The 22826-nt window shown below is 71.8% G+C and carries 24 protein-coding genes; 10 read left to right on the plus strand and 14 right to left on the minus strand.

The window, feature by feature from the left end:
- Nucleotides 1-226: 226 nt before the first annotated feature.
- Complete coding sequence (locus O7624_RS08155; protein ID WP_282239568.1) at nt 227-1426, plus strand: hypothetical protein; 1200 nt, start codon at nt 227-229, stop codon at nt 1424-1426.
- A 126-nt stretch (nt 1427-1552) separates the two neighbouring features.
- On the opposite strand, the gene dxs is transcribed toward O7624_RS08155, so the two are convergent.
- From dxs to O7624_RS08170, 3 genes are all read right to left on the minus strand, one after another.
- Nucleotides 1553-3499, minus strand: a complete 1947-nt coding sequence (dxs, locus tag O7624_RS08160; protein ID WP_282239569.1) for a 1-deoxy-D-xylulose-5-phosphate synthase — start codon at nt 3497-3499, stop codon at nt 1553-1555.
- A 71-nt stretch (nt 3500-3570) separates the two neighbouring features.
- Nucleotides 3571-4791, minus strand: coding sequence for a TRAM domain-containing protein (locus O7624_RS08165; RefSeq protein WP_282239570.1), 1221 nt, complete (start codon nt 4789-4791; stop codon nt 3571-3573).
- On the minus strand, nt 4788-6839 hold the full coding sequence (locus O7624_RS08170) for an APC family permease (protein ID WP_282239571.1): 2052 nt from the start codon (nt 6837-6839) through the stop codon (nt 4788-4790). Before O7624_RS08170 ends, O7624_RS08165 begins: the two co-directional genes overlap by 4 nt.
- A 152-nt stretch (nt 6840-6991) precedes the next feature.
- Here O7624_RS08170 and O7624_RS08175 point away from each other — a divergent pair, with 152 nt between their 5' ends.
- Nucleotides 6992-7654, plus strand: coding sequence for a TrkA family potassium uptake protein (locus O7624_RS08175; RefSeq protein WP_282239572.1), 663 nt, complete (start codon nt 6992-6994; stop codon nt 7652-7654).
- Nucleotides 7655-7656: 2 nt separating this feature from the next.
- A complete protein-coding gene (locus tag O7624_RS08180; protein WP_170863613.1) occupies nt 7657-8346 on the plus strand; it encodes a TrkA family potassium uptake protein in 690 nt (229 codons plus the stop codon).
- 47 nt (nt 8347-8393) lie between these two features.
- Here O7624_RS08180 and O7624_RS08185 read toward each other — a convergent pair whose 3' ends face one another.
- From O7624_RS08185 to dut, 4 genes are all read right to left on the minus strand, one after another.
- A complete protein-coding gene (locus tag O7624_RS08185) occupies nt 8394-9116 on the minus strand; it encodes a DUF3159 domain-containing protein (RefSeq protein WP_093410351.1) in 723 nt (240 codons plus the stop codon).
- Between the two features lie 31 nt (nt 9117-9147).
- Nucleotides 9148-9528 carry an OB-fold nucleic acid binding domain-containing protein gene (locus tag O7624_RS08190; RefSeq protein WP_093410348.1) on the minus strand — a complete coding sequence of 127 codons (381 nt, stop codon included), beginning with the start codon at nt 9526-9528 and terminating at the stop codon, nt 9148-9150.
- 176 nt (nt 9529-9704) lie between these two features.
- A complete protein-coding gene (locus tag O7624_RS08195) occupies nt 9705-10391 on the minus strand; it encodes a DUF3710 domain-containing protein (protein ID WP_282239573.1) in 687 nt (228 codons plus the stop codon).
- Nucleotides 10388-10918: a dUTP diphosphatase gene (gene dut, locus O7624_RS08200; protein ID WP_093410344.1), complete on the minus strand. Its 531-nt coding sequence runs from the start codon at nt 10916-10918 to the stop codon at nt 10388-10390. The genes O7624_RS08195 and dut overlap by 4 nt, the downstream gene beginning before the upstream one ends.
- 86 nt (nt 10919-11004) lie before the next feature.
- On the opposite strand from dut, the gene O7624_RS08205 reads away from it, so the two are divergent.
- Nucleotides 11005-11496, plus strand: coding sequence for a DUF3093 domain-containing protein (locus O7624_RS08205; protein ID WP_282239574.1), 492 nt, complete (start codon nt 11005-11007; stop codon nt 11494-11496).
- A 76-nt stretch (nt 11497-11572) separates the two neighbouring features.
- Here the strand turns inward: O7624_RS08205 and O7624_RS08210 are convergent, their stop codons facing one another.
- Together O7624_RS08210 and O7624_RS08215 are read right to left on the minus strand one after the other, a co-directional pair.
- On the minus strand, nt 11573-12358 hold the full coding sequence (locus O7624_RS08210; protein WP_282239575.1) for a hypothetical protein: 786 nt from the start codon (nt 12356-12358) through the stop codon (nt 11573-11575).
- 143 nt (nt 12359-12501) lie between these two features.
- Nucleotides 12502-12798 (minus strand): DUF4193 domain-containing protein, encoded by a 297-nt coding sequence (locus tag O7624_RS08215; protein ID WP_007075406.1) that lies wholly within the window; start codon nt 12796-12798, stop codon nt 12502-12504.
- Between the two features lie 429 nt (nt 12799-13227).
- On the opposite strand from O7624_RS08215, the gene O7624_RS08220 reads away from it, so the two are divergent.
- On the plus strand, nt 13228-13743 hold the full coding sequence (locus O7624_RS08220; RefSeq protein ID WP_170863611.1) for a LytR C-terminal domain-containing protein: 516 nt from the start codon (nt 13228-13230) through the stop codon (nt 13741-13743).
- Between the two features lie 115 nt (nt 13744-13858).
- Here O7624_RS08220 and O7624_RS08225 read toward each other — a convergent pair whose 3' ends face one another.
- Nucleotides 13859-14680 (minus strand): inositol monophosphatase family protein, encoded by an 822-nt coding sequence (locus O7624_RS08225; protein ID WP_093410333.1) that lies wholly within the window; start codon nt 14678-14680, stop codon nt 13859-13861.
- Nucleotides 14681-14967: 287 nt separating this feature from the next.
- Here O7624_RS08225 and O7624_RS08230 point away from each other — a divergent pair, with 287 nt between their 5' ends.
- Together O7624_RS08230 and O7624_RS08235 are read left to right on the plus strand one after the other, a co-directional pair.
- Nucleotides 14968-16569, plus strand: coding sequence for an RNA polymerase sigma factor (locus O7624_RS08230; RefSeq protein ID WP_210937347.1), 1602 nt, complete (start codon nt 14968-14970; stop codon nt 16567-16569).
- A gap of 244 nt (nt 16570-16813) precedes the next feature.
- Entirely contained in the window at nt 16814-17047 is a 234-nt protein-coding gene (locus tag O7624_RS08235; RefSeq protein ID WP_093410327.1) for a hypothetical protein, read from the plus strand.
- A 202-nt stretch (nt 17048-17249) separates the two neighbouring features.
- Here the strand turns inward: O7624_RS08235 and O7624_RS08240 are convergent, their stop codons facing one another.
- The 3 genes from O7624_RS08240 to O7624_RS08250 form a co-directional block, all read right to left on the minus strand.
- Nucleotides 17250-18980: a DEAD/DEAH box helicase gene (locus tag O7624_RS08240; protein WP_282239576.1), complete on the minus strand. Its 1731-nt coding sequence runs from the start codon at nt 18978-18980 to the stop codon at nt 17250-17252.
- 193 nt (nt 18981-19173) lie between these two features.
- Nucleotides 19174-19827, minus strand: coding sequence for a trimeric intracellular cation channel family protein (locus tag O7624_RS08245; RefSeq protein WP_093410322.1), 654 nt, complete (start codon nt 19825-19827; stop codon nt 19174-19176).
- A 39-nt stretch (nt 19828-19866) separates the two neighbouring features.
- A complete protein-coding gene (locus O7624_RS08250) occupies nt 19867-20085 on the minus strand; it encodes a DUF3039 domain-containing protein (RefSeq protein WP_093410319.1) in 219 nt (72 codons plus the stop codon).
- A gap of 88 nt (nt 20086-20173) precedes the next feature.
- On the opposite strand from O7624_RS08250, the gene O7624_RS08255 reads away from it, so the two are divergent.
- Nucleotides 20174-21109, plus strand: a complete 936-nt coding sequence (locus tag O7624_RS08255) for a pseudouridine-5'-phosphate glycosidase (RefSeq protein ID WP_282239577.1) — start codon at nt 20174-20176, stop codon at nt 21107-21109.
- A gap of 5 nt (nt 21110-21114) precedes the next feature.
- The gene (locus O7624_RS08260; protein WP_282239578.1) at nt 21115-22041 is read left to right on the plus strand and encodes a PfkB family carbohydrate kinase; all 927 of its coding nucleotides are present in this window, start codon (nt 21115-21117) and stop codon (nt 22039-22041) included.
- Between the two features lie 12 nt (nt 22042-22053).
- Here the strand turns inward: O7624_RS08260 and O7624_RS08265 are convergent, their stop codons facing one another.
- On the minus strand, nt 22054-22416 hold the full coding sequence (locus tag O7624_RS08265) for a DUF3099 domain-containing protein (RefSeq protein WP_093410314.1): 363 nt from the start codon (nt 22414-22416) through the stop codon (nt 22054-22056).
- A 110-nt stretch (nt 22417-22526) separates the two neighbouring features.
- Between O7624_RS08265 and O7624_RS08270 the strand changes: the two genes are divergently transcribed.
- Nucleotides 22527-22826, plus strand: coding sequence for a hypothetical protein (locus O7624_RS08270; RefSeq protein ID WP_232511440.1), 300 nt, complete (start codon nt 22527-22529; stop codon nt 22824-22826).

The following is a 22826-nucleotide window of genomic DNA, read 5'->3' on the forward strand; positions in this document are numbered from 1 at the left end:
GTCGGCGACGTCGGCGGATCTCGGCAGCGCGGCAGCGCGGGTCTCGGCAGGCGTCACAGTCGGCGGAGTCTACCCGAGTGGGGAAAATGCCCCAAGTCAACGCGGTGTCCCCTGTGGCCGGTGTGGTCGCCGCGCGACGCAGCGTATGGCGACCCGAAGCGGCGGCGGGACGTCTCGTACTATTGCCCTCCGACACGACGACGCGATCCGATCGGGGGCGTGACAGGTGGCTCCAGCCCGTTGGCGCGGCTTGACCGCCACCGGCCTGTCCACCCTGCTGATCGCCGTCACCGCCTGCGGGCCGGTCGCCGAGCGTCAGGCACGGGACCTGCGGGTCGGTTACGACAGCATGGACGGTTCTCTGACGGTGTGGCCGCCGCGCGGCTCGCTCGCCGAGGACACCGCGGCGACCGCCGCCGTCACCGAGGCGGTACGCGACTGGCGTTCGCCCGTGGACGACCGGGTGCACGTACCCTCGTCCGGGATCCTCTTCTCCGGTGAGGTCGGCGGCCGACCACTGGCCCTGGTCGCCGCGTCGGTACCCGGTGAGGCCGCGTCCTGGCTGCTCCAGCTCACCGGGGACGGCGACCGGTACACGGTCGGTCACGCCACTGAGTACACCGACCCCGGCTACCTGGTCTACTCCGACGTGTTGCCGGTCCAGGCCGCCGACGGCCGGCGCTACCTGACCTCGGAACGGGTTCGGCGACTGGTCGGACCGAACGGTCGCATCCTGTCCGACCGCGACGGCCTGACCGACCCGGTAGAGGTGCCCCGGTGCCGGGCGGTGACGGTCACCGCCACCCTGCGCTCCACCGAGTCGCTGCCCCGGGGCCGGGCCACCGACCGGCTGCTCGACCTCGGCACCGGCATCACCGCCCCCCGCTACCCGCTGGTGCGCGACGAGAGCGGCTCCGGCCGGCGCGCCCTGACCGGCCTCGACACCTGCCTGCTGGCTGGCGAGGACGGCCCGTTCGGCAGCATCTTCCGGCGCGCCGGCGACCGGGACGTGCCGCAGTCGGTGCCGGCGTCCTGGCCGATGGCGAAACTCGCCGTACGTACGCTCGGCGAGCTGTCCCTCGACGGTGGCGAGCCGGCCGAGCTGGAGCAGCTCACCTGGGAGAGCGCCGAGGGCACGATGAGCGCGGTGGTCTACCGACCCGCCGACGATGGCCCGGTGGTGCTCTCCCCCGCCGACCGGACGAACCCGTTGCAGGTCTACGAACTGCCGATTCCGGATCAGCCGCTGGTCGTGCTGAGCTGGCGCGCCACCAAGGACACCACGCTGTCGGTGCCGCCGGACACGACCCGCCTGGTCGACCGTCCCGGGCTGGTGGTGGCCCCCCTGCCCGAGCGCCGCGAAACCTTCAGCCTCGCCGCCGACGAGAAGACCCACTACCGCTCCGCCGGCTCCCCCCGCCGCTGAACCCACCCCTCTACAGGCGTCGATCATGACGTTGTTGTCGCGCCACGCCGGACGCAGTGACAACAACTTCATGATCAATGCCGCGAGGCACCCGCGCGGGGTAGGGAGGCTTGGGGGGTGGGTGGGTTAGTTGGGGGAAGGGTTGGCGGTGAGGCGGGGTGGGTCGACCGGCTCGGTGTCGAGGCGGGAGATCCAGCCGGTGACGTCGCGGGCCACGCCCTGGGCGGTCAGGCCGAGGTCGGTCAGGAGCTGGTTGCGGGAACCGTGCGGGTACCACCCGGGCGGTACGCCCAGGTCCCGCAGCGGCACCCGGACATCGGCGTCACGCATGGCCTGGGCGAGCGCGTCGCCAACCCCGCCGGACCGTACCCCGTCCTCGACCGTGACCACCAGCCGGTGCTCGGTGGCCAGCTCGACCAGCTCCGCCGGGATCGGACGCACCCAGCGCGGGTCCACCACGGTGACTCCGTAGCCCTGCTCGGCGACCCGGGCGGCGACCTCCATGCCGAGCTGGCCGAAGGCGCCCACCGCGACCAGCAGCACGTCGGTACGCGCCGACTCCGCCAGCACATCGACCGGCCCGACCCGCCGCACGGCGGGCAGATCGGCGGCGACCGCGCCGGTCGGGAAGCGGACCACGGTGGGGCCGTCGTCGACGGCGACCGCCTCGCGCAGCTCCTCGCGCAGCGTGGCGGCATCCCGGGGCGCCGCGATCCGCAGGCCCGGCACCACTCCGAAGACCGACATGTCCCAGATGCCGTAGTGGCTCGGCCCGTCGGGGCCGGTGATCCCGGCCCGGTCCAGCACGAAGGTGACCGGCAGCCGGTGCATGGCCACGTCCAGCAGGACCTGGTCGAAGGCCCGGTTGAGGAAGGTCGCGTAGACCGCCACCACCGGGTGCAGCCCGCCGAGCGCCAGGCCCGCCGCCGAGGTGGCGGCGTGCTGCTCGGCGATGCCCACGTCGTAGGTGCGCTCCGGGTACTTGCGGGCCAGCTTCGCGATGCCGGTCGGCTCGGCCATCGCCGCGGTGATGCCCACCACGTCGGGCCGCTCGTCCGCGATCGCGACCAGCTCGTCGGCGAAGACGTGGGTCCACTTCACCGACGGTGCGGCGGTGGCCTTGCCGTCGGTGATGTCGAAGGCGCCGGGGCTGTGGAAGCAGTCCGCCTCGTCCTCCTCGGCGGGGCGGTAGCCGTAGCCCTTGCGGGTGACCGCGTGCACGATCACCGGGCCGCCGAAGTTCTTCGCCGCCCGCAGGGCCGTCTCGACGGCGGCCAGGTCATGCCCGTCGACCGGGCCGACGTACTTGATGCCGAGGTCCTCGAACATCGCCTGCGGCGCGACCGCGTCCTTGATGCCCTTCTTGACCGCGTGCAGCACCTCGTACATCGGCTTGCCGACCAGCGGGGTCGAGCCGAGGGCGTCCTTGACGGCGTCCAGGACCTTCTCGTAGCCGGGGTTGAGCCGCAGCGTCGAGAGGTGGTGGGCGAGACCGCCGATCGTCGGCGCGTACGAGCGGCCGTTGTCGTTGACCACGATGACCAGCGGGTTGTCCGTGGCGGCGATGTTGTTCAGCGCCTCCCAGCACATGCCGCCGGTCAGTGCCCCGTCGCCCACCACGGCGACGACGCTTCGCGATTCGCCCCGCAGCGCGTACGCCTTGGCCAGCCCGTCGGCGTACGACAGGGCGGTCGAAGCGTGCGAGTTCTCGATGAGGTCGTGCTCGCTCTCGGCCTGGTTCGGGTAACCGGAGAGCCCGCCACGCTGGCGCAGCTGGTCGAACCCGCCCTGCCGGCCGGTGACGATCTTGTGAACGTACGCCTGGTGGCCGGTGTCGAACAGCAGCCGGTCCCGGGGAGAGTCGAAGACCCGGTGCAGGGCCAGGGTGAGTTCCACCACGCCCAGGTTGGGCCCGATGTGCCCACCGGTACGCGACACCTTGGCGATCAGGAAGTCGCGGATCTCGGCGGCGAGGATGTCCAGTTCGGTGGCGGACATCCGCTTGACGTCCTGGGGACCGTGCACCGTGGCCAGCAGCCGGCCGTGGTTGGCCGTGTCCTCTTCAACACTCATGACCGCAGAGTCTATCGGCCCTCGCGCACCTTGCAGCGTGGGCGCAGGGACCACCGGGACTGAGCACCTGGTCAGGCCGGCACCAGCAGCCCGACCAGCTCCACGTGCCGGGTCATCGGAAACAGGTCGTACCCGCGCAACGCCGCCAGCCGCCAACCAAGCTCGGCGAAGACCCGCAGGTCCCGGGCGAACGCCGCCGGGTCACAGGCCACGTACGTCACCGCGCGCGGTCCGGCGGCCACCACGTCGCGTACCACCCGCGCGCCGGCCCCCGTCCGGGGCGGATCGAGCACCACCACGTCGACCGGACCGGTGATGCGGCGACGGGCCAGAGCGGTCTCCACCCGGGCCGCCACGACCTCGACGGCGGGCAGGTCGCGCAGGTTCTCCCGGGCCGCCGCGACGCCGTCGCCGGCCGCCTCGACCAGGGTGACCCGCCCGGCCTGGCCCACCCGAGAAGCCAGCGCGGCAGCGAACAGGCCGGCGCCACCGTAGAGATCCCAGGCCCGCTCCCCCGGCCGGGGGTCGGTCAGCTCCAGCACCGCGTCGACCAGGGTGTCCGCAGCGGCGGGATGCACCTGCCAGAACGACGAGGCGGGCAGCACCCACTCCCGGCCGGCGGCCCGCTCCCGGATCCGTTCCGGTCCACTGACCCGGCGACTGGTCCCGGCCGCGACGGCGGTCACCGCCACGTCCCCGCCGGTGCTGGCGACGGTCTCCACCGACTCGGCGTCCGGCCAGCTCACCCGGGCGGCGGTGAGCACCGGCAGCTCCTGGATCGCCGGATGGGCGATAAGGCAGCGGTCGACCGGCACCACCTCGTGGGAGCGATGCTTGAGCAGCCCGGCACGACCCGCCGCGTCGACCGCGTAGCGGACCCGGGACCGCCAGCCGAGCGGACCACCCGGCAACGCCATCACCCGTAGGTCCAGCTCGTCACACCGGGCCTCGTCCAGTCCGCCGAGACGGATGAGCTGCTCGCGGACCGCCGCCGCCTTCCAGCGAAGTTGGGCGTCGGGGGCGACGTGTTGCAGGTCGCAGCCGCCGCAGCGGCCCGGTCGCGCGTACGGGCAGGGTGGGTCGACCCGGTCCGGTGCCGCCTCCAGCACGGTGACCGCGTCGGCCCGGACGAACCCCCGGTGCACCTCGGTCACCTCGGCCAGCACCCGCTCTCCCGGCAGTGCGTGCCGGACGAAGACCACCTGGCCGTCAACCCGGGCCACGCAGTGCCCTCCGGGGGCGACCGCCGCCACGGTCAGTTCGACCCGCTCGGCCTCCTCAAGCCCGCTCACCGGGCGTCCCCGTCCGACGATTCGCGCTCGACCGACGGGGGCAGGGTGGCACCGCGCGCCACGCGGGGACCACGGACCGGCCCACGGCCGAGCGTGGCGTCCATCCGGTCCAGGTCCTTGCCGGCGGTCGAGGCGAGTTGCCACGGCACGCTTGTCACCATCACCCCGGGCTCGAACAGCAGCCGGCCCTTGAGCCGCAGCGCGCTCTGGTTGTGCAACAGGTTCTCCCACCAGCGACCCACGACGTACTCGGGGATGAAGACCGTGACCACGTCGCGCGGCGACTCCCGGCGTACCCCGGCCACGTAGTTCAGAATCGGGCGGGTGATCTCCCGGTACGGCGAGTCGATCACGGTCAGCGGGATCGGCACTCCCCGCCGGTCCCAGTCGGCCTGCAACTGGCGGGTGTCTTGGTCGTCGACGTTGACGGTCACCGCGGTCAGGGTGTCCGGCCGGGTGGCCTGCGCGTACGCCACCGCCCGCAGGGTGGGCTGGTGCAACTTGCTGACCAGCACGATCGCGTGATTGCGGGCCGGCAGCACCGGCCGTCCGTCGTCGTCCGGGGCCAACTCGACTGCCACCCGGTTGTAGTGCCGGCGGATGGCCAGCATCAGCACGTAGATCAGGCCCATCGCGACGATGGCGATCCAGGCCCCGAGCAGGAACTTGGTGATCAATACGATCACCAGCACCGCGGCGGTCATCGTCATGCCGAAGGTGTTGATCGCCCGGGACCGGAGCATCCGGCTGCGCACCTGCGGGTCCCGCTCGTTGCGCAGCAGCCGGTTCCAGTGCCGGATCATTCCGGCCTGGGAGAGGGTGAACGAGACGAAGACGCCCACGATGTAGAGCTGGATGAGCTTGGTCACCTCGGCCTGGAAACCGATGATCAACAGGATCGCGAAGCCGGCCAGAAAGAGGATCCCGTTGGAGAAGGCGAGCCGGTCGCCCCGGGTGTGCAGTTGCCGGGGCAGGTAGCGGTCCTGGGCGAGGATCGAGCCGAGTACCGGGAAACCGGTGAAGGCAGTGTTGGCGGCCACGAACAGGATCGTGGCGGTCACCCCGACGACCAGGAAAAGCAGCACCGAACCCGGCCCGAAGATCGTCTCACCGAGTTGCGCGGTGACCGTCTTCTGCACGTACCCCTCGGGGCCGGAGACGATCTGCAGGGCGGGGTTCTCGACGAACTGCAGCCCGGTGAGCCGGGCCAGCCAGACGATGCCGACAAGCATGGTCACCGCGACCAGACCCAGCATCAGCAGCGTGGTGGCGGCGTTGCGGCTCTTCGGCGCCTTGAACGCCGGCACGCCGTTGGAGATCGCTTCCACGCCGGTAAGCGCGGCGCAGCCGGAGGAGAAGCTGCGCAGCAGCAGGAACGCCATCGCCCAGCCGGTGGTGTCGTGCCACTCGGCGGCGATGACCAGGTCGGCGCTGGGGGCGCGCAGGTCCTCACCGAGTACCACGATCCGGACCAGTCCGGTGAGGATCATGCCGACAATAACGATCATGAAACCGTACGTGGGGATGGCGAACGCGCTGCCCGCCTCCTTGATTCCGCGCAGGTTGACCGCGGTCAACAGCACCACGGCGGTGACCGCGATGAGCACCTTGTGGGTCGCGACGAAGGGGATCACCGAGCCGAGGTTGGCCACCCCGGAGGAGACCGACACCGCCACGGTGAGCACGTAGTCGACAAGCAGCGCGCTGGCCACCCCCACGCCGGCACGCGGGCCGAGGTTCACGGTGGCCACCTCGTAGTCGCCGCCGCCCGACGGGTAGGCGTGCACGTTCTGCCGGTAGCTGGCCACCACGGTCAGCATGACCACGACCACGCCGAGGGCGACCCACGGTGAGAACACGAACGCCGAGGCGCCCGCGACGGAGAGCATCAGCAGGATCTCGTCCGGCGCGTACGCCACGCTCGACAGCGCGTCCGAGGCGAAGACGGGCAGGGCGATGCGCTTCGGCAGGAGGGTGTGCTTGAGCCGGTCGGACCGGAACGGCCGGCCGACGAGCAGCCGCTTCAGCAGGGAGGTGGATCGGGCCACAACGGCCAAGCGTACGACCACCGACAACGGGCACGTGGGGTGGCCGGGTACCGGCGTATCCGGGGCGGGAGTACCGTCGGTCCCCGTCCGCGGCCCCGACGTGGCAGGCTCGCAGGCGACGAGGCGCAGCGGTACGCATCGTGGGAGGCAGCGTGCATGTCGTGATCATGGGTTGTGGCCGGGTCGGCTCGACCCTGGCTCACAACCTGGAGGCCCGGGGGCACTCGGTCGCGGTCATCGACCAGGACGCGGACGCCTTCCGCCGGCTGCGGCCCGACTTCGCCGGCGTCACGGTCACCGGGGCCGGCTTCGACGGCGACGTGCTGCGCCAGGCCGGCATCGAGCGGGCCGACGCCTTCGCCGCCGTCTCCAGCGGCGACAACTCCAACATCATCTCGGCCAGGCTGGCCCGCGAGACCTTCGGCGTGGTGCGGGTCGCTGCCCGCATCTACGATCAGCGCCGCGCACAGGTCTACGAACGGCTGGGCATCCCCACCGTGGCCACCGTCCGGTGGACGGCCGACCGGATGCTGCGACACCTGCTGCCCGAGGGCAACGTGGAGATCTTCCGCGATCCCACAAGCACCGTCTCGATCGTCGAGGTGCCGGTGCACAAGGACTGGATCGGCCGCCCGGTGCGGGCCCTGGAGCAGGCGAGCGGCGCCCGCGTGGCGTACCTGATCCGCTTCGGCATCGGCACGCTGCCTACCGCGTCCAGTGTCGTGCAGGAGGGCGACCAGGTCTTCATGCTGGTCACCGACGACATGGTGGCGGCGGTCACATCCGTGGCGGCGGCGCCGGAAGGGGGTCAGTGATCATGCGGGTCGCCATCGCCGGTGCCGGCAACGTGGGCCGCTCCATCGCCCAGGAGCTGATCGAGAACGGCCACCAGGTGATGCTCATCGAGCGGCAGCCTCGAATGCTGCGGCCGGCCCGGGTGCCGGACGCGGAGTGGGTGCTGGCCGACGCCTGCGAGCTGACCAGCCTGGAGGAGGCCGAGCTGGCCGGCTGCGACGTGGTGGTCGCGGCCACCGGCGACGACAAGGTCAACCTCGTGGTCTCGCTGCTGGCCAAGACCGAGTTCGCGGTGCCCCGGGTGGTCGCCCGGGTCAACCGGGCCGAGAACGAGTGGCTGTTCACCGAGCAGTGGGGCGTGGACGTGGCGGTCAGCAAGCCGCGGGTGATGGCCGCGCTGGTCGAGGAGGCGGTCACCGTGGGCGACCTGGTCCGCCTGATGACGTTCCGGCAGGGCGAGGCCAACCTGGTCGAGATCACCTTGCCGCCGACCGCGCCCTACGTCGGGCACCCGCTGCGCGAGGTGCCACTGCCCCGGGACTCCGCGCTGGTGGCGATCCTGCGCGGCAAGCGCGTCCTGGTGCCCAGCCCCGACGACCCGCTCGAGGCCGGCGACGAGCTGGTCTTCGTCTGCACCGCCGAGGTGGAGGACGCCGTACGGGCGGTGGTGCTCGGCCCGGACAGCGTCGAACGCACCCGCGAATCACGCTGACCACCGCGCCGGGCCGGGCATCGGCACCCCCGACCGCCGGGGCAGGCTCAGCTCGGCAGCGGCTCCGTCCGGTGCTCGCGGGTTACCCGCCGCACCGTCCAGACCGTGATCAGCAACAGCAGCACGTACGGCGGATAGCCCAGGGCCAACCGCGCCACCCCGAGGGCGGTCTCCATGTCGGCGGCGGCGGCCTCGTCGCCGAGCTGGTCGAACCGGCGGGCCGCCAGGTAGATGCCGGCCTGCACGCCGACCTTGGCCAGCCAGACCACTCCCCACAGCACGGTCAGCCGGGTGAAGGTGCGGACCAGCAGGGGATCGTCACGCCACTGCGAGCTGCCCTTGGCCACCAGCACCGACCAGATCCAGCCGACCAGCGGCTGGCGGATCACCGCCGACAGCAGCAGGGCCAGGCCGTAGCCGATGCCGTAGAGGATCCCCGGCAGGTAGAAGTCGCGCGCGTCGCCGGTACGCCAGGCGATGGCGGCGCCGATCCCGATGCCGAACAGTCCGTTCACCGCGTGCCGCACCGGTCGGCGCTGGGCCAGCCGCAGCCCGCCGATCAGCACCGCCACCGCCACCGAGGCGATCACGGCCGGCCGCAGGTCGGTGACGATGTTGGCGATCACGAAGACCACCACCGGGATGCTGGACTCGGCCAGCCCTCGCCAGCCGCCCAGCTGGTCGGCCATCTGCTCGGCGACGGTGGGCAGCCGCTCCTCGTCCGCCGGCCCGGTCTCCGGCTGGGTCGCCGGGTGCTGTCCGGTCGTCATCGCCCGCTGTCCATCCGCAACGCCCGCAGGTTCACTTTGACGGCTCCAGCTCGTAGTACGGGTTGTAGATCACCTTGCGGTCGTCGCGCACCGCGACCCGCCCTCGGGCCGTCAGGTGCCGCCCCGGCTCGATGCCGACGATGTGCCGCCGCCCGAGCCAGACCAGGGTCACGACGTCACTGCCGTCGTAGAGATCCGCCTCCAGCGCCGGCAGGTTGGTGCGAGGGGTGTAGACGACGGTACGCAGCCGGCCGCTTACCGAAACCACCTGCCCCCGCCCGCACTGCAACACCGGCACCGCGCCGCACCGGGCACTCTCCCGCTGCAACTGCTGCGCCTCGATCTCGGCCTCGCTCGCGGTCAGCCGTCGCAACATCCGCCGCAGCGAACCCCGACCCTCGTCGGTGGTCATGAGTTCCGCGTCACCCTCTCCACGCCGACCGGCTGGGCACCGGAAGCCACCGCCGCCGGACAGCTGCCGCAACGGCACCCGCCAGCGTACGCCCGACCGGACCCTTCCGGCGCACCGGAAGCGCTCGCCCGCCGTGCCGGGCACGCTCGACGGGGCCCGGGTCCGCTGACGGTCGATCAGCGGTTGCCGGGCGCGGACGCCGCGTCGGTCTGTCGGGCTACCGGATCAGCCGCCGTGGCCTGCTCGCCCGCCTCGCGTGGCAACCGCAGCGGCAGCGGCTCGCGTACCGGCTTGGCCTCCACCCCCCGGTCGACGACCAGGCCGTCCAGACAGACGGCCAGCGGACCGGCCGCGGCCGGATCGGTGGCCGCGGCACCCTGGTAGACCGCGCGGACCATCCAGCGAGGTCCGTCGATGCCGACGAACCGCAGATCGGTCGGGCCGTCCTCGGTGCGTACCCGGGCGTGCAACTCCGTGCCGTACTCGCCGGTGGCCTCCTGCGCGGCGGCGCCGTCGCCGAGCAGCGACTGGCGGATCTCCTCGCGCACCTCGTCCCAGATCCCCTCGGAGCGGGGGGCGGCGAAGACACCGAGTTGCAGGGCGCTCTGGCCGTGCACCAGCACGACCTGCTGGACCACCCCCTGCTGGTCGGCCTGCACCCGCACCTCGACCTCGGGCACCGCCGGGATCTGCAGGCTGCCCAGGTCGAGCCGCTGCACCCCGTCCGGGGCCTCGGTGACGTCGTACGGCCCGCGCGCCGGCTCCACCGAGGTCGGCGGAACGTCCTCGGCGGTCTCGGGCACGTTGAGGGCCCGCTCGTCAAGGGCGTGCCGTCCTGCGGCCCGCTTTCGGGAGAAGATCACTGCGTCCAACCTCCGCTGTTCGCACTCACGGTGCCATCGTTTCCGTTCGCGCCGTCCATGGCCGGCGGCGGTACCAGCCCGGCGTGCCCGCCGGTGGAGCCGTGCCCACCGGTCCCGCGTCCGGACGCGGGCAGCTCGGCCACCGGCTGGAAGATCGCCCGTTCCACCCGCTGCACAACCAGCTGCGCGATCCGGTCGCCCCGGGAGATCTTCACCGACGCGGCCCGATCATGGTTGATCAGGTTGACCAGGATCTCGCCCCGGTAGCCGGCGTCGACCGTACCGGGCGCGTTGAGCACCGTCACGCCGAGTCGGGCGGCGAGCCCCGATCGGGGATGGACCAGGCCCACGTACCCCTCGGGCAGCGCGATCGCCACGCCGGTCGGCACCAACGCCCGACCGCCGGGCGGCAGCTCCACGTCGGCGGCCGCCACCAGGTCGGCACCGGCATCACCGGGATGGGCGTACGCCGGCATCGGCAGCTCGGGATCGAGCCGCCGGACCGGCACGGGCACCACGTCGGTCACGATGTCCCTCTTTCGTCCGTTCCGCTGGGGGTGACCCTGTCATCCTGCCCGGTACCCGTGGCCCGCCGCGCCGTACCCTGGCACGAGTGAGCCAGTCACCGTCGCCTTCGTCAGTCTCGGCGCCCCCGGCGTACGCCGAGCGTCTGCGGTTGCCCTGGTGGTTGTGGTTCGCCGGGATCGCGGCCGCCGGCCTGCTCGCAGTGGAGGTGTGGATGGGCGCGGGCGGTGCGCGCGCCTGGCTGCCCTTCGCGCTGCTGCTGCCGGCCGCCGTCGCCGGGCTGGCGTGGCTGGGCCGGATCCGGGTCGCGGTGGCCGACGGAGAGCTGCGGGTCGACGACGCCCGGCTGCCCGTCCGATTCGTCGCCGACGCCATCGCGCTGGATGCCGAGGGGCGGCGTGAGGTGCTCGGTGTCGGTGCCGATCCGCTGGCGTTCGTCGTCCAGCGCCCGTGGATCCCCGGTGCCGTCCAGGTGGTCCTGAACGATCCGGCCGACCCCACACCGTTCTGGGTGGTCAGTTCGCGGCACCCGGTCGAGCTGGCCGAAGCCCTGCTGGCCGCGCGGGACGCGGCACGCTGATCCGACCCGCCACCGGTCGAGCGCCGGTGCGGCTCTGACCGACGGCGCTCCCGCCGACCGATCCCCGGGTCGACGGTCAGGACGAGCCGGGCAGGGCGGGCGGCCCGCCGGGCAGGCCACGGTGCTGCCGGCGCAGGTCGGCGCGGAGCTGGTCGGCCAACGTCCGGGTGGCCCGCCGGTTCAGGTAGCTCGCCACCGCGGCCCCGGTCAGAAAGGGGCCCAGCGTGGTGAGGTTGCGGCCGAACCGCTTGAGCATGGTGTCCCGTAGTTCGTTCCGGGCGGCCGTGCCGAGCACGGCACCCACGCCGACGCCGGGCATCATCGGGTTGACGCCGCGCTGGCTGGCCCAGGCCTGCACCAATGCGATGGTCCGTTCGGTGCCGCCGGCCGGCAGCGGTACGCCGTAGACCTCGTGCAGCTCGCCGGTCAACTTCAGTTCCACCGCCACCACCGCGACCGTCTCGGCGGCGAGCAGTACCGGGGCGGACAGCAGGGTCGGGGTCACCGTCCACTGCACCGCCGAGGCCCCGCCGCCGGCAGCGCCGACCCCTGCGGTCGCCCGGGACGCGTTGCGGACCAGTCGGTCGGCCAGTTCCTCGTCGGTCAGCCCGGGAAAGTGCCGACGCAGGGTGGCCAGATCCCGGATCGGCACGTGCGGGGCGATCTCCGCGACCGTGTCCACCATCCAGCGCAGCGCGGCCCTCGGCTTGAACAGGTCGCCGATTCCCCGGGCCCGGGCCTGCCCGACCAGGCGGGTGAGCAGTTGACGCCGTTTCGCCGGCTCGATCTCGTCGGCGGTCAGTGCCGCCACGGTCTTCCCCAGCTCGTCCGGATCCTCGGCACGCTCGGTGTGCTCGCTCATGATCGCACCACGGCACCGAGCCGGCCGATTCGCTCGCTCATGGCTATCGAGTCAACCAGGTTGTGCGGCGTGGCGCTCGCCGAGCCGGGCGGCGGCGACTCCACTCGGGAGTCGCCGCCATGGTCGTGGTCGTCGCCCTGTGGTCAGACGCACTCTCGGCAGATCAGCTCTCCGTTGCGTTCCACCGCCAGTTGGCTGCGGTGGTGCACCAGGAAGCAACGGGCGCAGCGGAACTCGTCCTGCTGCATCGGTAGCACCTTGACCGTCAGTTCCTCGTCGGCAAGGTCGGCGCCGGGCAACTCGAAGCTCTCAGCCACTTCGGCCTCGTCGACGTCCACGGCGCCCGACTGTGAGTCGACGCGCCGGGCCTTGAGCTCTTCCAGGCTGTCCTCGCCGAGATCGACCTCGTCGCGGCGCGGGGCGTCGTAGTCGGTGGCCATCGGTTTCACTCTCCCATTTCGATGTTGTCGCTTCCGGTTGTAACGCCGGACGACGCTGTTTCGGTTCCGCTGGCCGGCCACCGCTTGTGTCGGCCACCTGACCCGACGACCGCTCGGACCAGACCGCCAGAGGATCTCCCCGGCGAGCGCGGAACCCTACCCCCCCTTTGGGCGAGGCATGTATACCGCCCTCGTGGCTGAGATGTACGCCCCTGCACGGGAAGTTGTTCCCAATGTGACTCAGGCGACACGAAGATAGGGGTAGTACTACCCCGTTCTCCGGTGGCGCGCCGGCATGTCGGACTGTTTCCACGCGACGGTCGGACACCCGTTAACCTCAGCGGCGTACCCGACGGCCGACGGAACGGCCCGATCGCCGGCCGTTGCCACCCACCGATGCCCGGGAGTGCCCTGATGAGCTTTGCGCGAGTGCGAGCACTCGTTGTCGTCGGCATGCTGGCGGTGCTCGCCCTGCTCTTCGTGGTCGTGGCGCTGGTCAAGGACACCCAGAGTAACGCCGGCGCCGGCGAGGGTTGTCCGGACGACTGGCCACGCGCCGACGTCACCCTGCGCGATCACAAGGATGTCAAGATCAACGTGCTCAACGGCACGGATCGCCCCGGGCTGGCCGCCGACGTCGGGAACGACTTCCGCAACCGCGACTTCCAGGTGCAGAAGGAAGCGACCCAGAAGAAGAAGATCGACGACGTGGCGGTCCTGCGTTACGGCCCGAAGGGGGTCGGCTCGGCGCACCTGCTGCGGGCGTACTTCCTCGGCGACGCCGAGCTGGAATACAACGCCAAGCGCGAGGACGACATCGTCGACGTGGTACTGGGCGGCAACTTCCAGCAGCTGGCCACCACCACCGAGGTCAATCAGTCGCTGGGCGACCTGGGCGCCCCGGTCGCACCGCCCGGTTCCTGCCCGATCGTGGTCGACAACTGACCGTCGGCCCGCTGTCGGCCGACGGCTCACCGGTGCGGTCCCGAACCAGCTGCTGACGGACGGCGTCCAGCCTCGCGCGTCCCGCTCCCGGTCGCCGAGCGGGCGCCAGGCCGCCTCAGGGACCGCCGGAGGCGTCCAACGCGGCCAGGTGCTCGTGCAACGCGTCAAACAGGGTCGGCGGCGCGGCAATGACCATCTCCGGCCCGGGAGCCAGCCCCTTGAGCCCGCCGACCCGCAGGCCGGCCTCGGTGGCCACCAGCGCGCCGGCGGCTTGGTCCCAGGCCGCCAGGCCCTTCTCGTAGAAGGCGTCGGCCCGCCCCTCGGCGACCAGGCAGAGATCGACGGCAGCGGCGCCGAGGCGGCGGATGTCGCGTACGTGCGGGATGAGTTCGGCCAGCACCCGGGCCTGGTGGACCCGGCGCGCGGCGTCGTAGCCGAAGCCGGTGACAACCAGCGCCTGACCGAGATCGGTCTCGGTGGAGCAGTGCAACCGCCGGCCCTCGCGCCAGGCTCCCCCGCCGACGGTCGCCGTCCACTCCTCGCCGGTGTGGACGTTCCGCACCACCCCCGCCACCACCTCGCCGTCCAGCTCAGCGGCGATCGACACGCCGCAGTGCGTCAAGCCGTACAGGTAGTTGACGGTCCCGTCGATCGGGTCGACGATCCACCGCACCCGGGGGCGGGGGCCGTCGCCATTCACCGCGGCGCCGTACTCCTCGCCCAGCACCGCGTCGTCCGGCCGCAGCCGGCGCAGCTCGTCGGTGATCTGTCGCTCCACGGCCCGGTCGGCAGCGGTCACCACGTCGGTGACGGTGCTCTTGGTCGCCGCCACCGAGACGCCCTCGGTACGCATCCGGTACGCGGTGGCCGCCGCGCCCCGGGCCACCTCGATCGCGATCTCCAGCAGCTGCGGTGGCGGTGGCGCCGAGCGCTCCATGTCCGTCCCCTTCCCGCACGGCCAGGTATTCGGCTTCCGCGCAGGTATCATCCTTACAAAGTCCAAAAGCGCACCGAATCGGCGGTCCCGGCCGCCGATCAGCCGTGCGGCGCAGGATGATCGCCGCAGACGGCGTTACAATTCACCCCTGCCCACGCGCCACGGGCCGCCCGACAACCGGCCGGCCCGGGACACGGGGGTTCCTCAACCACATCGCCCGGCGCGGTGCCCCACGCTGCGTCGGACGATCCCGGCCGTGCTCGCTCTTCGCCTCCGGAAGGTCATTCGTGACAGAACCCCGCCAGACCGGCGCCGACGTTCGCTCGCTCACCGACACCTTGATCGCCCACGCGCAGAGCGCTGGCGGCCAGCTCACGTCGGCCCAGCTCGCGCGCACCGTCGAGTCCGCCGAGGTGACTCCGGCCCAGGCCAAGAAGATCCTGCGGGCGCTCTCCGAGGCCGGGGTGACCGTCGTGGTCGACGGCTCGGCCAGCACCCGCCGACGGGTCGCCGCCGCCCGGTCCGCCACCCCCGCGTCCCGGGCCACCACCGCCAAGACCACCAAGAAGGCGGCCGCGCCCGCCCCGAAGCAGGCGCCCGCGGCCGAGGAGGCACCGGCACCGGCGCCACGGAAGGCGACCTCGCGCAAGGCCGCCGGCACCACCGCGGGAGTGGCCGCCAAGGCCGCCGCGCCGGCCAAGAAGTCCACCCGGGCCACCAAGGCCACCGTGGCCGCTGCGGCGGGCGCGGCGAAGCCGGCCAAGGGTGCCGAGGGCGAGGCCGCCGAGGGCGAGGTCAATCCCGAGGAACTCGCCGCCGAGATCGAGGACGTCGTGGTCGAGGAGCCGGCGGAGCTGGCCCAGGCCGCCGCGACCGACGCGGCGAACTCCGCCACCGACAACGACTTCGAGTGGGACGACGAGGAGTCCGAGGCGCTCAAGCAGGCGCGTCGGGACGCCGAGCTGACCGCTTCGGCGGACTCGGTCCGGGCGTACCTCAAGCAGATCGGTAAGGTTCCGCTGCTCAACGCCGAGCAGGAGGTGGAGCTGGCCAAGCGGATCGAGGCCGGGCTCTACGCCGCGGAACGTCTGCGGGCCGCCGACGAGGGCGAGGAGAAGCTCGTCCGGGACATGCAGCGCGACCTGCTGTGGATCTCCCGGGACGGCGAGCGGGCCAAGAACCACCTCCTGGAGGCGAACCTCCGCCTGGTCGTCTCGCTGGCCAAGCGGTACACGGGCCGGGGCATGGCCTTCCTCGACCTCATCCAGGAAGGCAACCTCGGCCTCATCCGCGCCGTCGAGAAGTTCGACTACACCAAGGGCTACAAGTTCTCCACCTACGCCACCTGGTGGATCCGACAGGCCATCACCCGCGCCATGGCCGACCAGGCCCGCACCATCCGCATCCCCGTCCACATGGTCGAGGTGATCAACAAGCTGGGTCGGATCCAGCGCGAGCTGCTCCAGGATCTGGGCCGTGAGCCCACTCCGGAGGAGTTGGCCAAGGAGATGGATATCACACCGGAGAAGGTGCTGGAGATCCAGCAGTACGCCCGGGAGCCCATCTCGCTCGACCAGACCATCGGCGACGAGGGCGACAGCCAGCTCGGTGACTTCATCGAGGACTCGGAGGCGGTGGTCGCCGTCGACGCGGTCTCGTTCTCCCTGCTTCAGGACCAACTCCAGCAGGTGCTGCAGACGTTGTCCGAGCGTGAGGCGGGTGTGGTACGTCTGCGGTTCGGGCTCACCGACGGCCAGCCGCGTACCCTGGACGAGATCGGCCAGGTCTACGGAGTGACCCGCGAGCGGATCCGGCAGATCGAGTCCAAGACGATGTCCAAGCTTCGGCATCCCTCCCGTTCCCAGGTGCTCCGCGACTACCTCGACTGATCAGCATCCGTCAACCGATCGTGCCGTTTTGATCACCTGGCGTACAACGTCGGATGGTGATCAGGTGGTTGCACGAATGTGATCGTTGACGTGGCACCCTGGGTGCACGGCACACTGTCCGTGCCAGGTGTGACCTCGGTCCCCCGCGGGCACACAGGGAAGGCGAGGCCCGACAAGGGTGTTGCACGATAGGTGACCAAGACCGAAGAGAGTGTTCATCGGTGACGACCAGAGGAGGAAGGCGATGACCCCGACCCTCACGCCGCCGCCCGAGACGGTGAGCCCCCCGGCCGCCGATGAACGGTGCGACCGCTGCAATGCCGCCGGCAAGCTCCGGATCACCCTGGCGGGTGGCAGTGAGCTGGTGTTCTGTGGGCACCACGCCAACAAGTACGCCGAGGATCTCGTCAAGATCACCGTACGGTACGCGACGGACCCGGAGTTCACCTGGCGCGGCGCTGACCTGATGGCCAACTGAGGGCTCAGCAAACCCGACATAAAGCCGGCCGGAGACATCCCCAGGATGTCTCCGGCCGGCTTCACCCATACCCGGACCCCACCCCACCCCACCCACCCCACCCCACCCGACCACCCGCGTTGATCAAGAAGTTTGCGTCACGAAAACCGCGTGGCGGCGACCAAAACTTCTTGATCAACGCGCCAGTGGCATGGGTGGGCTGTTAGAGGGTTTGGACGGTGGCTATGCGTTCTTCTAGTTGCTCGATGGTGGCCTGGGCGCTCGGGGGACCGCCGCAGATGCGGCGCAGCTCAGCGTGGATCTTTCCGTGTGGCTGGCCGGTGCGGTGGTGCTGGGCGGCGACCAGCGCGTTGAGCTGGCGGCGTAGGGCCACCCGGCGCTGGGCGGCGCTCATCGGTGCCGGCGGAGCGGACGCCGGCGCTGCGGATTCCGTCCGCCGCTCGGTCGCCCGACGTCGCTGGGCAGCGAGCTGATCGGCCTGCCGCTTGGCGAGCAACGACGCCACCTGTTCCGAGGTGAGCAGCCCGGGCAGGCCCAGGTACTCCTCCTCCTCGGGGGTGCCGGCCTGGGCCGCCGTACCGAACGAGGCACCGTCGAAGATCACCTGGTCCAGCTCGGCGGTGGCGGACAGCGCGGCGAAACGCTTCTCCAGCTCACCGCTGGCCTGCTCGTCGCGCTGGGCCCGGTCCAGCAACTCGTCGTCGAAGCCCTCGCGGTCCTTTGGCTTGCCGAGCACGTGGTCGCGCTCGGCCTCCATCTCGCTGGCCAGCCCGAGCAGGTGCGGCACGCTGGGCAGGAAGACCGATGCGGTCTCGCCCGGGCGCCGGGCCCGGACGAAACGCCCGATCGCCTGCGCGAAGTACAGCGGAGTGCTGGCACTTGTCGCGTACACGCCGACGGCCAGTCGGGGGATGTCGACGCCTTCGGAGACCATTCGCACCGCGACCAGCCACCGCTGCTCGGACGCCGCGAACGTCGCGATCCGGGCCGAGGCGCCCGCGTCGTCGGAGAGTACGACGGCCGCCCGCTCCCCCGTGACCTGCTCGATGAGTTTGGCGTACGAGCGGGCCGTCTGTTGGTCGCTGGCGATTACGAGGCCGCCCGCGTCCGGCATGCCCGCCTCCCGCAGCACGGTCAGCCGGGCATCCGCCGCCCGCAGCACCTGCGGCATCCAGTCGCCGGCCGGGTCCAGGGCGGTACGCCACGCCTGGGCGATGAGATCCTGCGTCATCGGCTCGCCCAGTCGAGCCGCCAGTTCCTCCCCGGCGTTGGTCCGCCACCGGGTCTCCCCCGAGTACGCCAGGAACAGCACCGGCCGCACCACGCCGTCGCGCAGCGCGTCGCTGTAGCCGTAGACCGAGTCGGCCCGGGAGCGCAGCAGGCCGTCTCCGCCGCGTTCGTAGCTGACGAACGGGATCGGGTTGTCGTCGGACCGGAAGGGCGTACCGGTCAGCATCAGCCGGCGCGCCGCGGGCTCAAAGGCCGCCTTCACCCCGTCACCCCAGGTGCGTGAGTCACCGGCGTGATGGATCTCGTCGAGGACGACCAGGGTCCGACGGGTCATGGTGCGCCGCCGGTGCACCTGCGGTGCCATCCCGACCTGTGCGTAGGTCACCACGGCACCGTGGAAGTCCGCCGAGGAGTGCAGGTCGGCGTTGCGGAACGCGGCGTCGAGTTGGATGCCCACCCGGGCCGCCGCCTCGGCCCACTGCGTCTTCAGGTGCTCGGTCGGCGCGACCACGGTGACCGCCTCGACGCTGCCGTCGGCGAGCAGTTCGGCGGCGATCCGCAGGGCGAATGTGGTCTTTCCGGCCCCCGGGGTGGCGACCGCAGTGAAGTCCTCAGCCCGACGGCGCAGGTACTCCACCAGAGCCTTGCGCTGCCAGGAGCGCAGGGGCGGGAACGTCTCAAGCGCCGGCGTCCGGACTGCCACGCGTTCGCTCCTCTCCGGCCACGGGATGTCCCGGCCGCAGGCCAGCGGACCCGGGCCGAGGGGCACGGCGGTCGCCCCACGAAAATGCCTCCGCGCAGCCGAGCCGCGAAGGCCGACTCAGCATAACCAGCGGCCGCCGGGCCGCCCACGCGACGCCACACCCGTCACCGGGGTGCCGTTCGCCACTGCGGGCTCATCCCGGCGGCGGCCCCGGCAGGCCGGTGCGCGGCGGTCGCACCGTCGCCACCGGCGCCGACCAGCGCCGACGCAGGGCCACCAGGCGTACGCCGAAGACCAGCACCACGGCGGCGGTGAGCGGGATCGGCCCGGTGTGGCCGAGGCCGTACAGGAGCACCACCACGATCGAACCGACGAGCGACGCGACGGCGTAGATCTCCCGCCGCAGCACCACCGGGATCTCGCCGGTGAGCAGGTCGCGGACGAGTCCGCCACCGATCGCGGTGATCATGCCGATCAGGCAGGCGCCGACCGCCGGGACCTGGGCGTCGAGGGCCTTGAGGGTGCCGGCGACGGTGAACAGGCCGAGCCCGGCCGCATCCAGCACCAGGACGGTGGTGCGCAGCCGGGCGAACTGCGGATGCAGCCAGAAGATCGCCGCGGCGGTCACGGCGGCGGTGCCCGCGTAGCGCCAGTCGGCGAAGGCCAGCGGCGGGACCTCGTCGATGACCAGGTCCCGTACGATCCCGCCGCCGAGGGCGGCGACGAAGCCGACAAAGACCACGCCGAAGAGGTCGAGCCGTTTGGCCACCGCCGCGGAGGCCCCCGAGGCGGCGAAGACCGCGACCCCGGCCAGGTCAGCCAGGAGAAGGGCGGTGGAGGTGGTCACCGCCGAAGGTTACGCGGGCCGCCGGGCGGGCCGCGGGTGTCACTCGCGGTACGAGTCGTAGATCTCCTTGCACTTCGGGCAGACCGGCGAACCCGGTTTCGGCGTCTTCGTCACCGGGAACGTCTCCCCGCACAGCGCCACGACGAAGGTGCCCATGACGGCACTTTCGGCGATCTTTTCCTTCCGGACGTAGTGGAACATCTCCGGACCGGTGTCGGCGTCCTTCAGCTCGGGACGCTCGAGGATCTGTGTACTCACGTCTGCACCTCCAACCGACAAGTCTGGCAGGTCACCCTCACCCGGTCCACCTGAGGTGACCCGGGTGGCGGGCGTACGGTGAGCGATTGTGACCGACTTTCATCTTCGCTACGGCACCGAAGTGGCCCGGGCGCTGCGCGAGCAGGGGCCCGTGGTCGCTCTGGAGAGCACCATCGTCTCGCACGGCCTGCCCCGGCCGGACAATCTCCGGGTGGCCCGGCAGATCGAACAGGCCGTTCGGGACGCCGGTGCGGTGCCGGCCACCATCGGCATGGTCGCCGGTGAACTCGTGGTGGGGCTCGACGACGCCGAGCTGACCCGGCTGGCCACTGCCGACGGGGTGACCAAACTCTCCGTACGCGATCTCGCGGTGGCCGCCGCCACCGGCGCGGACGGTGCGACCACCGTGGCCGCGACCAGCGCCGTAGCGGCCGCGGCCGGCATCGGCGTGTTCGCCACCGGCGGGTTGGGCGGGGTGCACCGCGAGGCGGCGCAGACCTTCGACGAGTCCGCCGACCTGGTCACCCTGGCCCGTACGCCGATCGCGGTGGTCTGTGCCGGGGTCAAGTCGATCCTCGACGTCGGCGCCACCCTGGAACGGCTGGAGACCCTCGGGGTGGCTGTGGTGGGCTACCGGACCCGCCGGTTCCCGGGCTTCTTCATCACCGACGGCGGCTTCGACCTGGACTGGTCGGTCGACTCCCCCGAACTGGTCGCCGATGTGCTGGCCGCCCGCGAGCAGCACCGCGCACACCACGGTGGGCTGCTCGTCGCCAACCCGCTGCCCACCGAGGAGCAACTCGACCCGGACCTGCACGACCGTACGCTCACCGAGGGGCTCGCCCTGCTGGAGCGCGACGGGGTCACCGGCAAGGCCGTCACGCCGTACCTGCTGGCCCATTTCCACTCCGCGACGCAGGGCGCCAGCCTGGCGGTCAACGTCCGGATCATCCTGCGCAACGCCGACCTGGCCGCCCGGATCGCGGTCGCCGCCGCCCAGCGCCGGGCCGAACCCTCGGCGTGACCGGGGTGACCGAAAACGGCAGCGGGGCGGGCCGAGCCGAGACCGGCCGCGTCCTGGTCGTCGGTGACGTGGTCACGGACGTGGTGGCGGTGCTCGCCGGCCCGTTGGCACCCGGATCCGACACCCCGGCGGCGATCAGGTCCACCGGAGGTGGGCAGGCGGCCAACACCGCGTCCTGGCTGGCCGCCGAGGAAGTAGCGGTGACCCTGGTGGGTGCGGTCGGTGACGATGACGCCGGCCGCGACCGGGTGACGGAGTTGATCAGCGCCGGGGTCGACTGCGCGGTACAGCGGATCGTCGGAGCCGCCACCGGCACGGTGATCGTGCTGGCGGCCGGCGACGAGCGCACCATGGTCACCGAGCGCGGGGCGAACGTACTGCTGCGTCCCGACCACGTGGACGCGGCGTTGGACGGTGCGCCGGACGCCACGCACCTGCACCTGTCCGGGTACACCCTGCTGGACCCGGACTCCCGACCGGCCGGCCTGCGGGCGCTGGCCGGCGCGCGCGAACGCGGCCTCACCACGAGTGTCGACGCGGCCTCCGCGGCACCGCTGCGGGCGATCGGGAAGTCGGCCTTCCTGGGCTGGGTACGCGAGGTCGACCTGCTGCTGGTGAACGTCGACGAGGCCACCGTGCTGGCCGGGAGGCTGGAACCGGCGGCACAGGCCAGGGCTCTTGTCTCCGTGGCCCGCCGGGTGGTGGTCAAGCGCGGCGGTGCCGGTGCGGTCTGGGTCGACCGGGACGACGCGATCGTCACCTCGTCGGCGCACCGGGTGGCGGTGCGGGACGTGACCGGGGCGGGTGACGCCTTCGCGGCGGGCCTGCTGAGCGCCTGGCTGGCCGGGGCGAGACCCGACGCCGCCCTGGCCCGGGCCGCCGGTCTCGGTGCCGCGGCGGTGGCGCAGGTCGGTGCCCGACCGGCTCGTTGAGCCGCGCGGGGCTCAGGGCTCGGCGTCGATGATCTTGTGTGGCCGCTCCTCGGCGGCGAGGCTCATCGGGGGCGGTGCCGCCTCGGTGGCCGAACGGGCCGAGAAGCGGTTGGCGAGGCGGTGGCGCTCCTTGGGCGGCCGGTCGTTGGCCAGCAGCACCGCGAGCCACGGGATGAGCACCATGCCCAGCGCGACCAGGGGCAGCCAGAGCCAGAGCAGTGGTGCCCCCACGCCGACCAGGATCGCGCCGACGATCACGCAGGCGACGCGGACACCCATCATCACGACGTAACGCCGCTGCCGGCTGGTCAGTTGATCATCCTGGCTGCGGGAGGCGTCGGTGATGAGAATCGGCTGGTAAGCCTGACGCTTCACCCGTGGTACCTCCTCCGGAGGGGTCGCACTCCATCCTGTCACTCTGACCGGGTGAGCGACGAGGTTCGTCACCCCCGAATTTCGTGTTACGCCCGTGGTACGCTCGCCACGTGGGCAGCAGGTTCAGCTTCACCGACGAGGCGCTGGCCAATCTGCGGGTCTACGACGTCACGCCGGGGGAAGTCTGGGAGGCGCTGCACAGCGGCCGGCGGGTGATCCGCCACCTCGGCGACGACGTGATGGTGGTCTACGCCCCCACCGCCCGCGGACGCCGGGTGGCGGTGCTGCTGGCCGAGACCGACGGCGCCGACAACGACTGGGACGTCCTCTCCGCCCGCGAGTTGAGCGACGTCGAGGCCAAACGCTACGACGAGGCCGTGCGGAATTCTCCGGAGACGAGGAGGCGGTGA

Source organism: Verrucosispora sp. WMMD1129 (assembly GCF_029581255.1).
GTDB lineage: Bacteria > Actinomycetota > Actinomycetes > Mycobacteriales > Micromonosporaceae > Micromonospora > Micromonospora sediminimaris.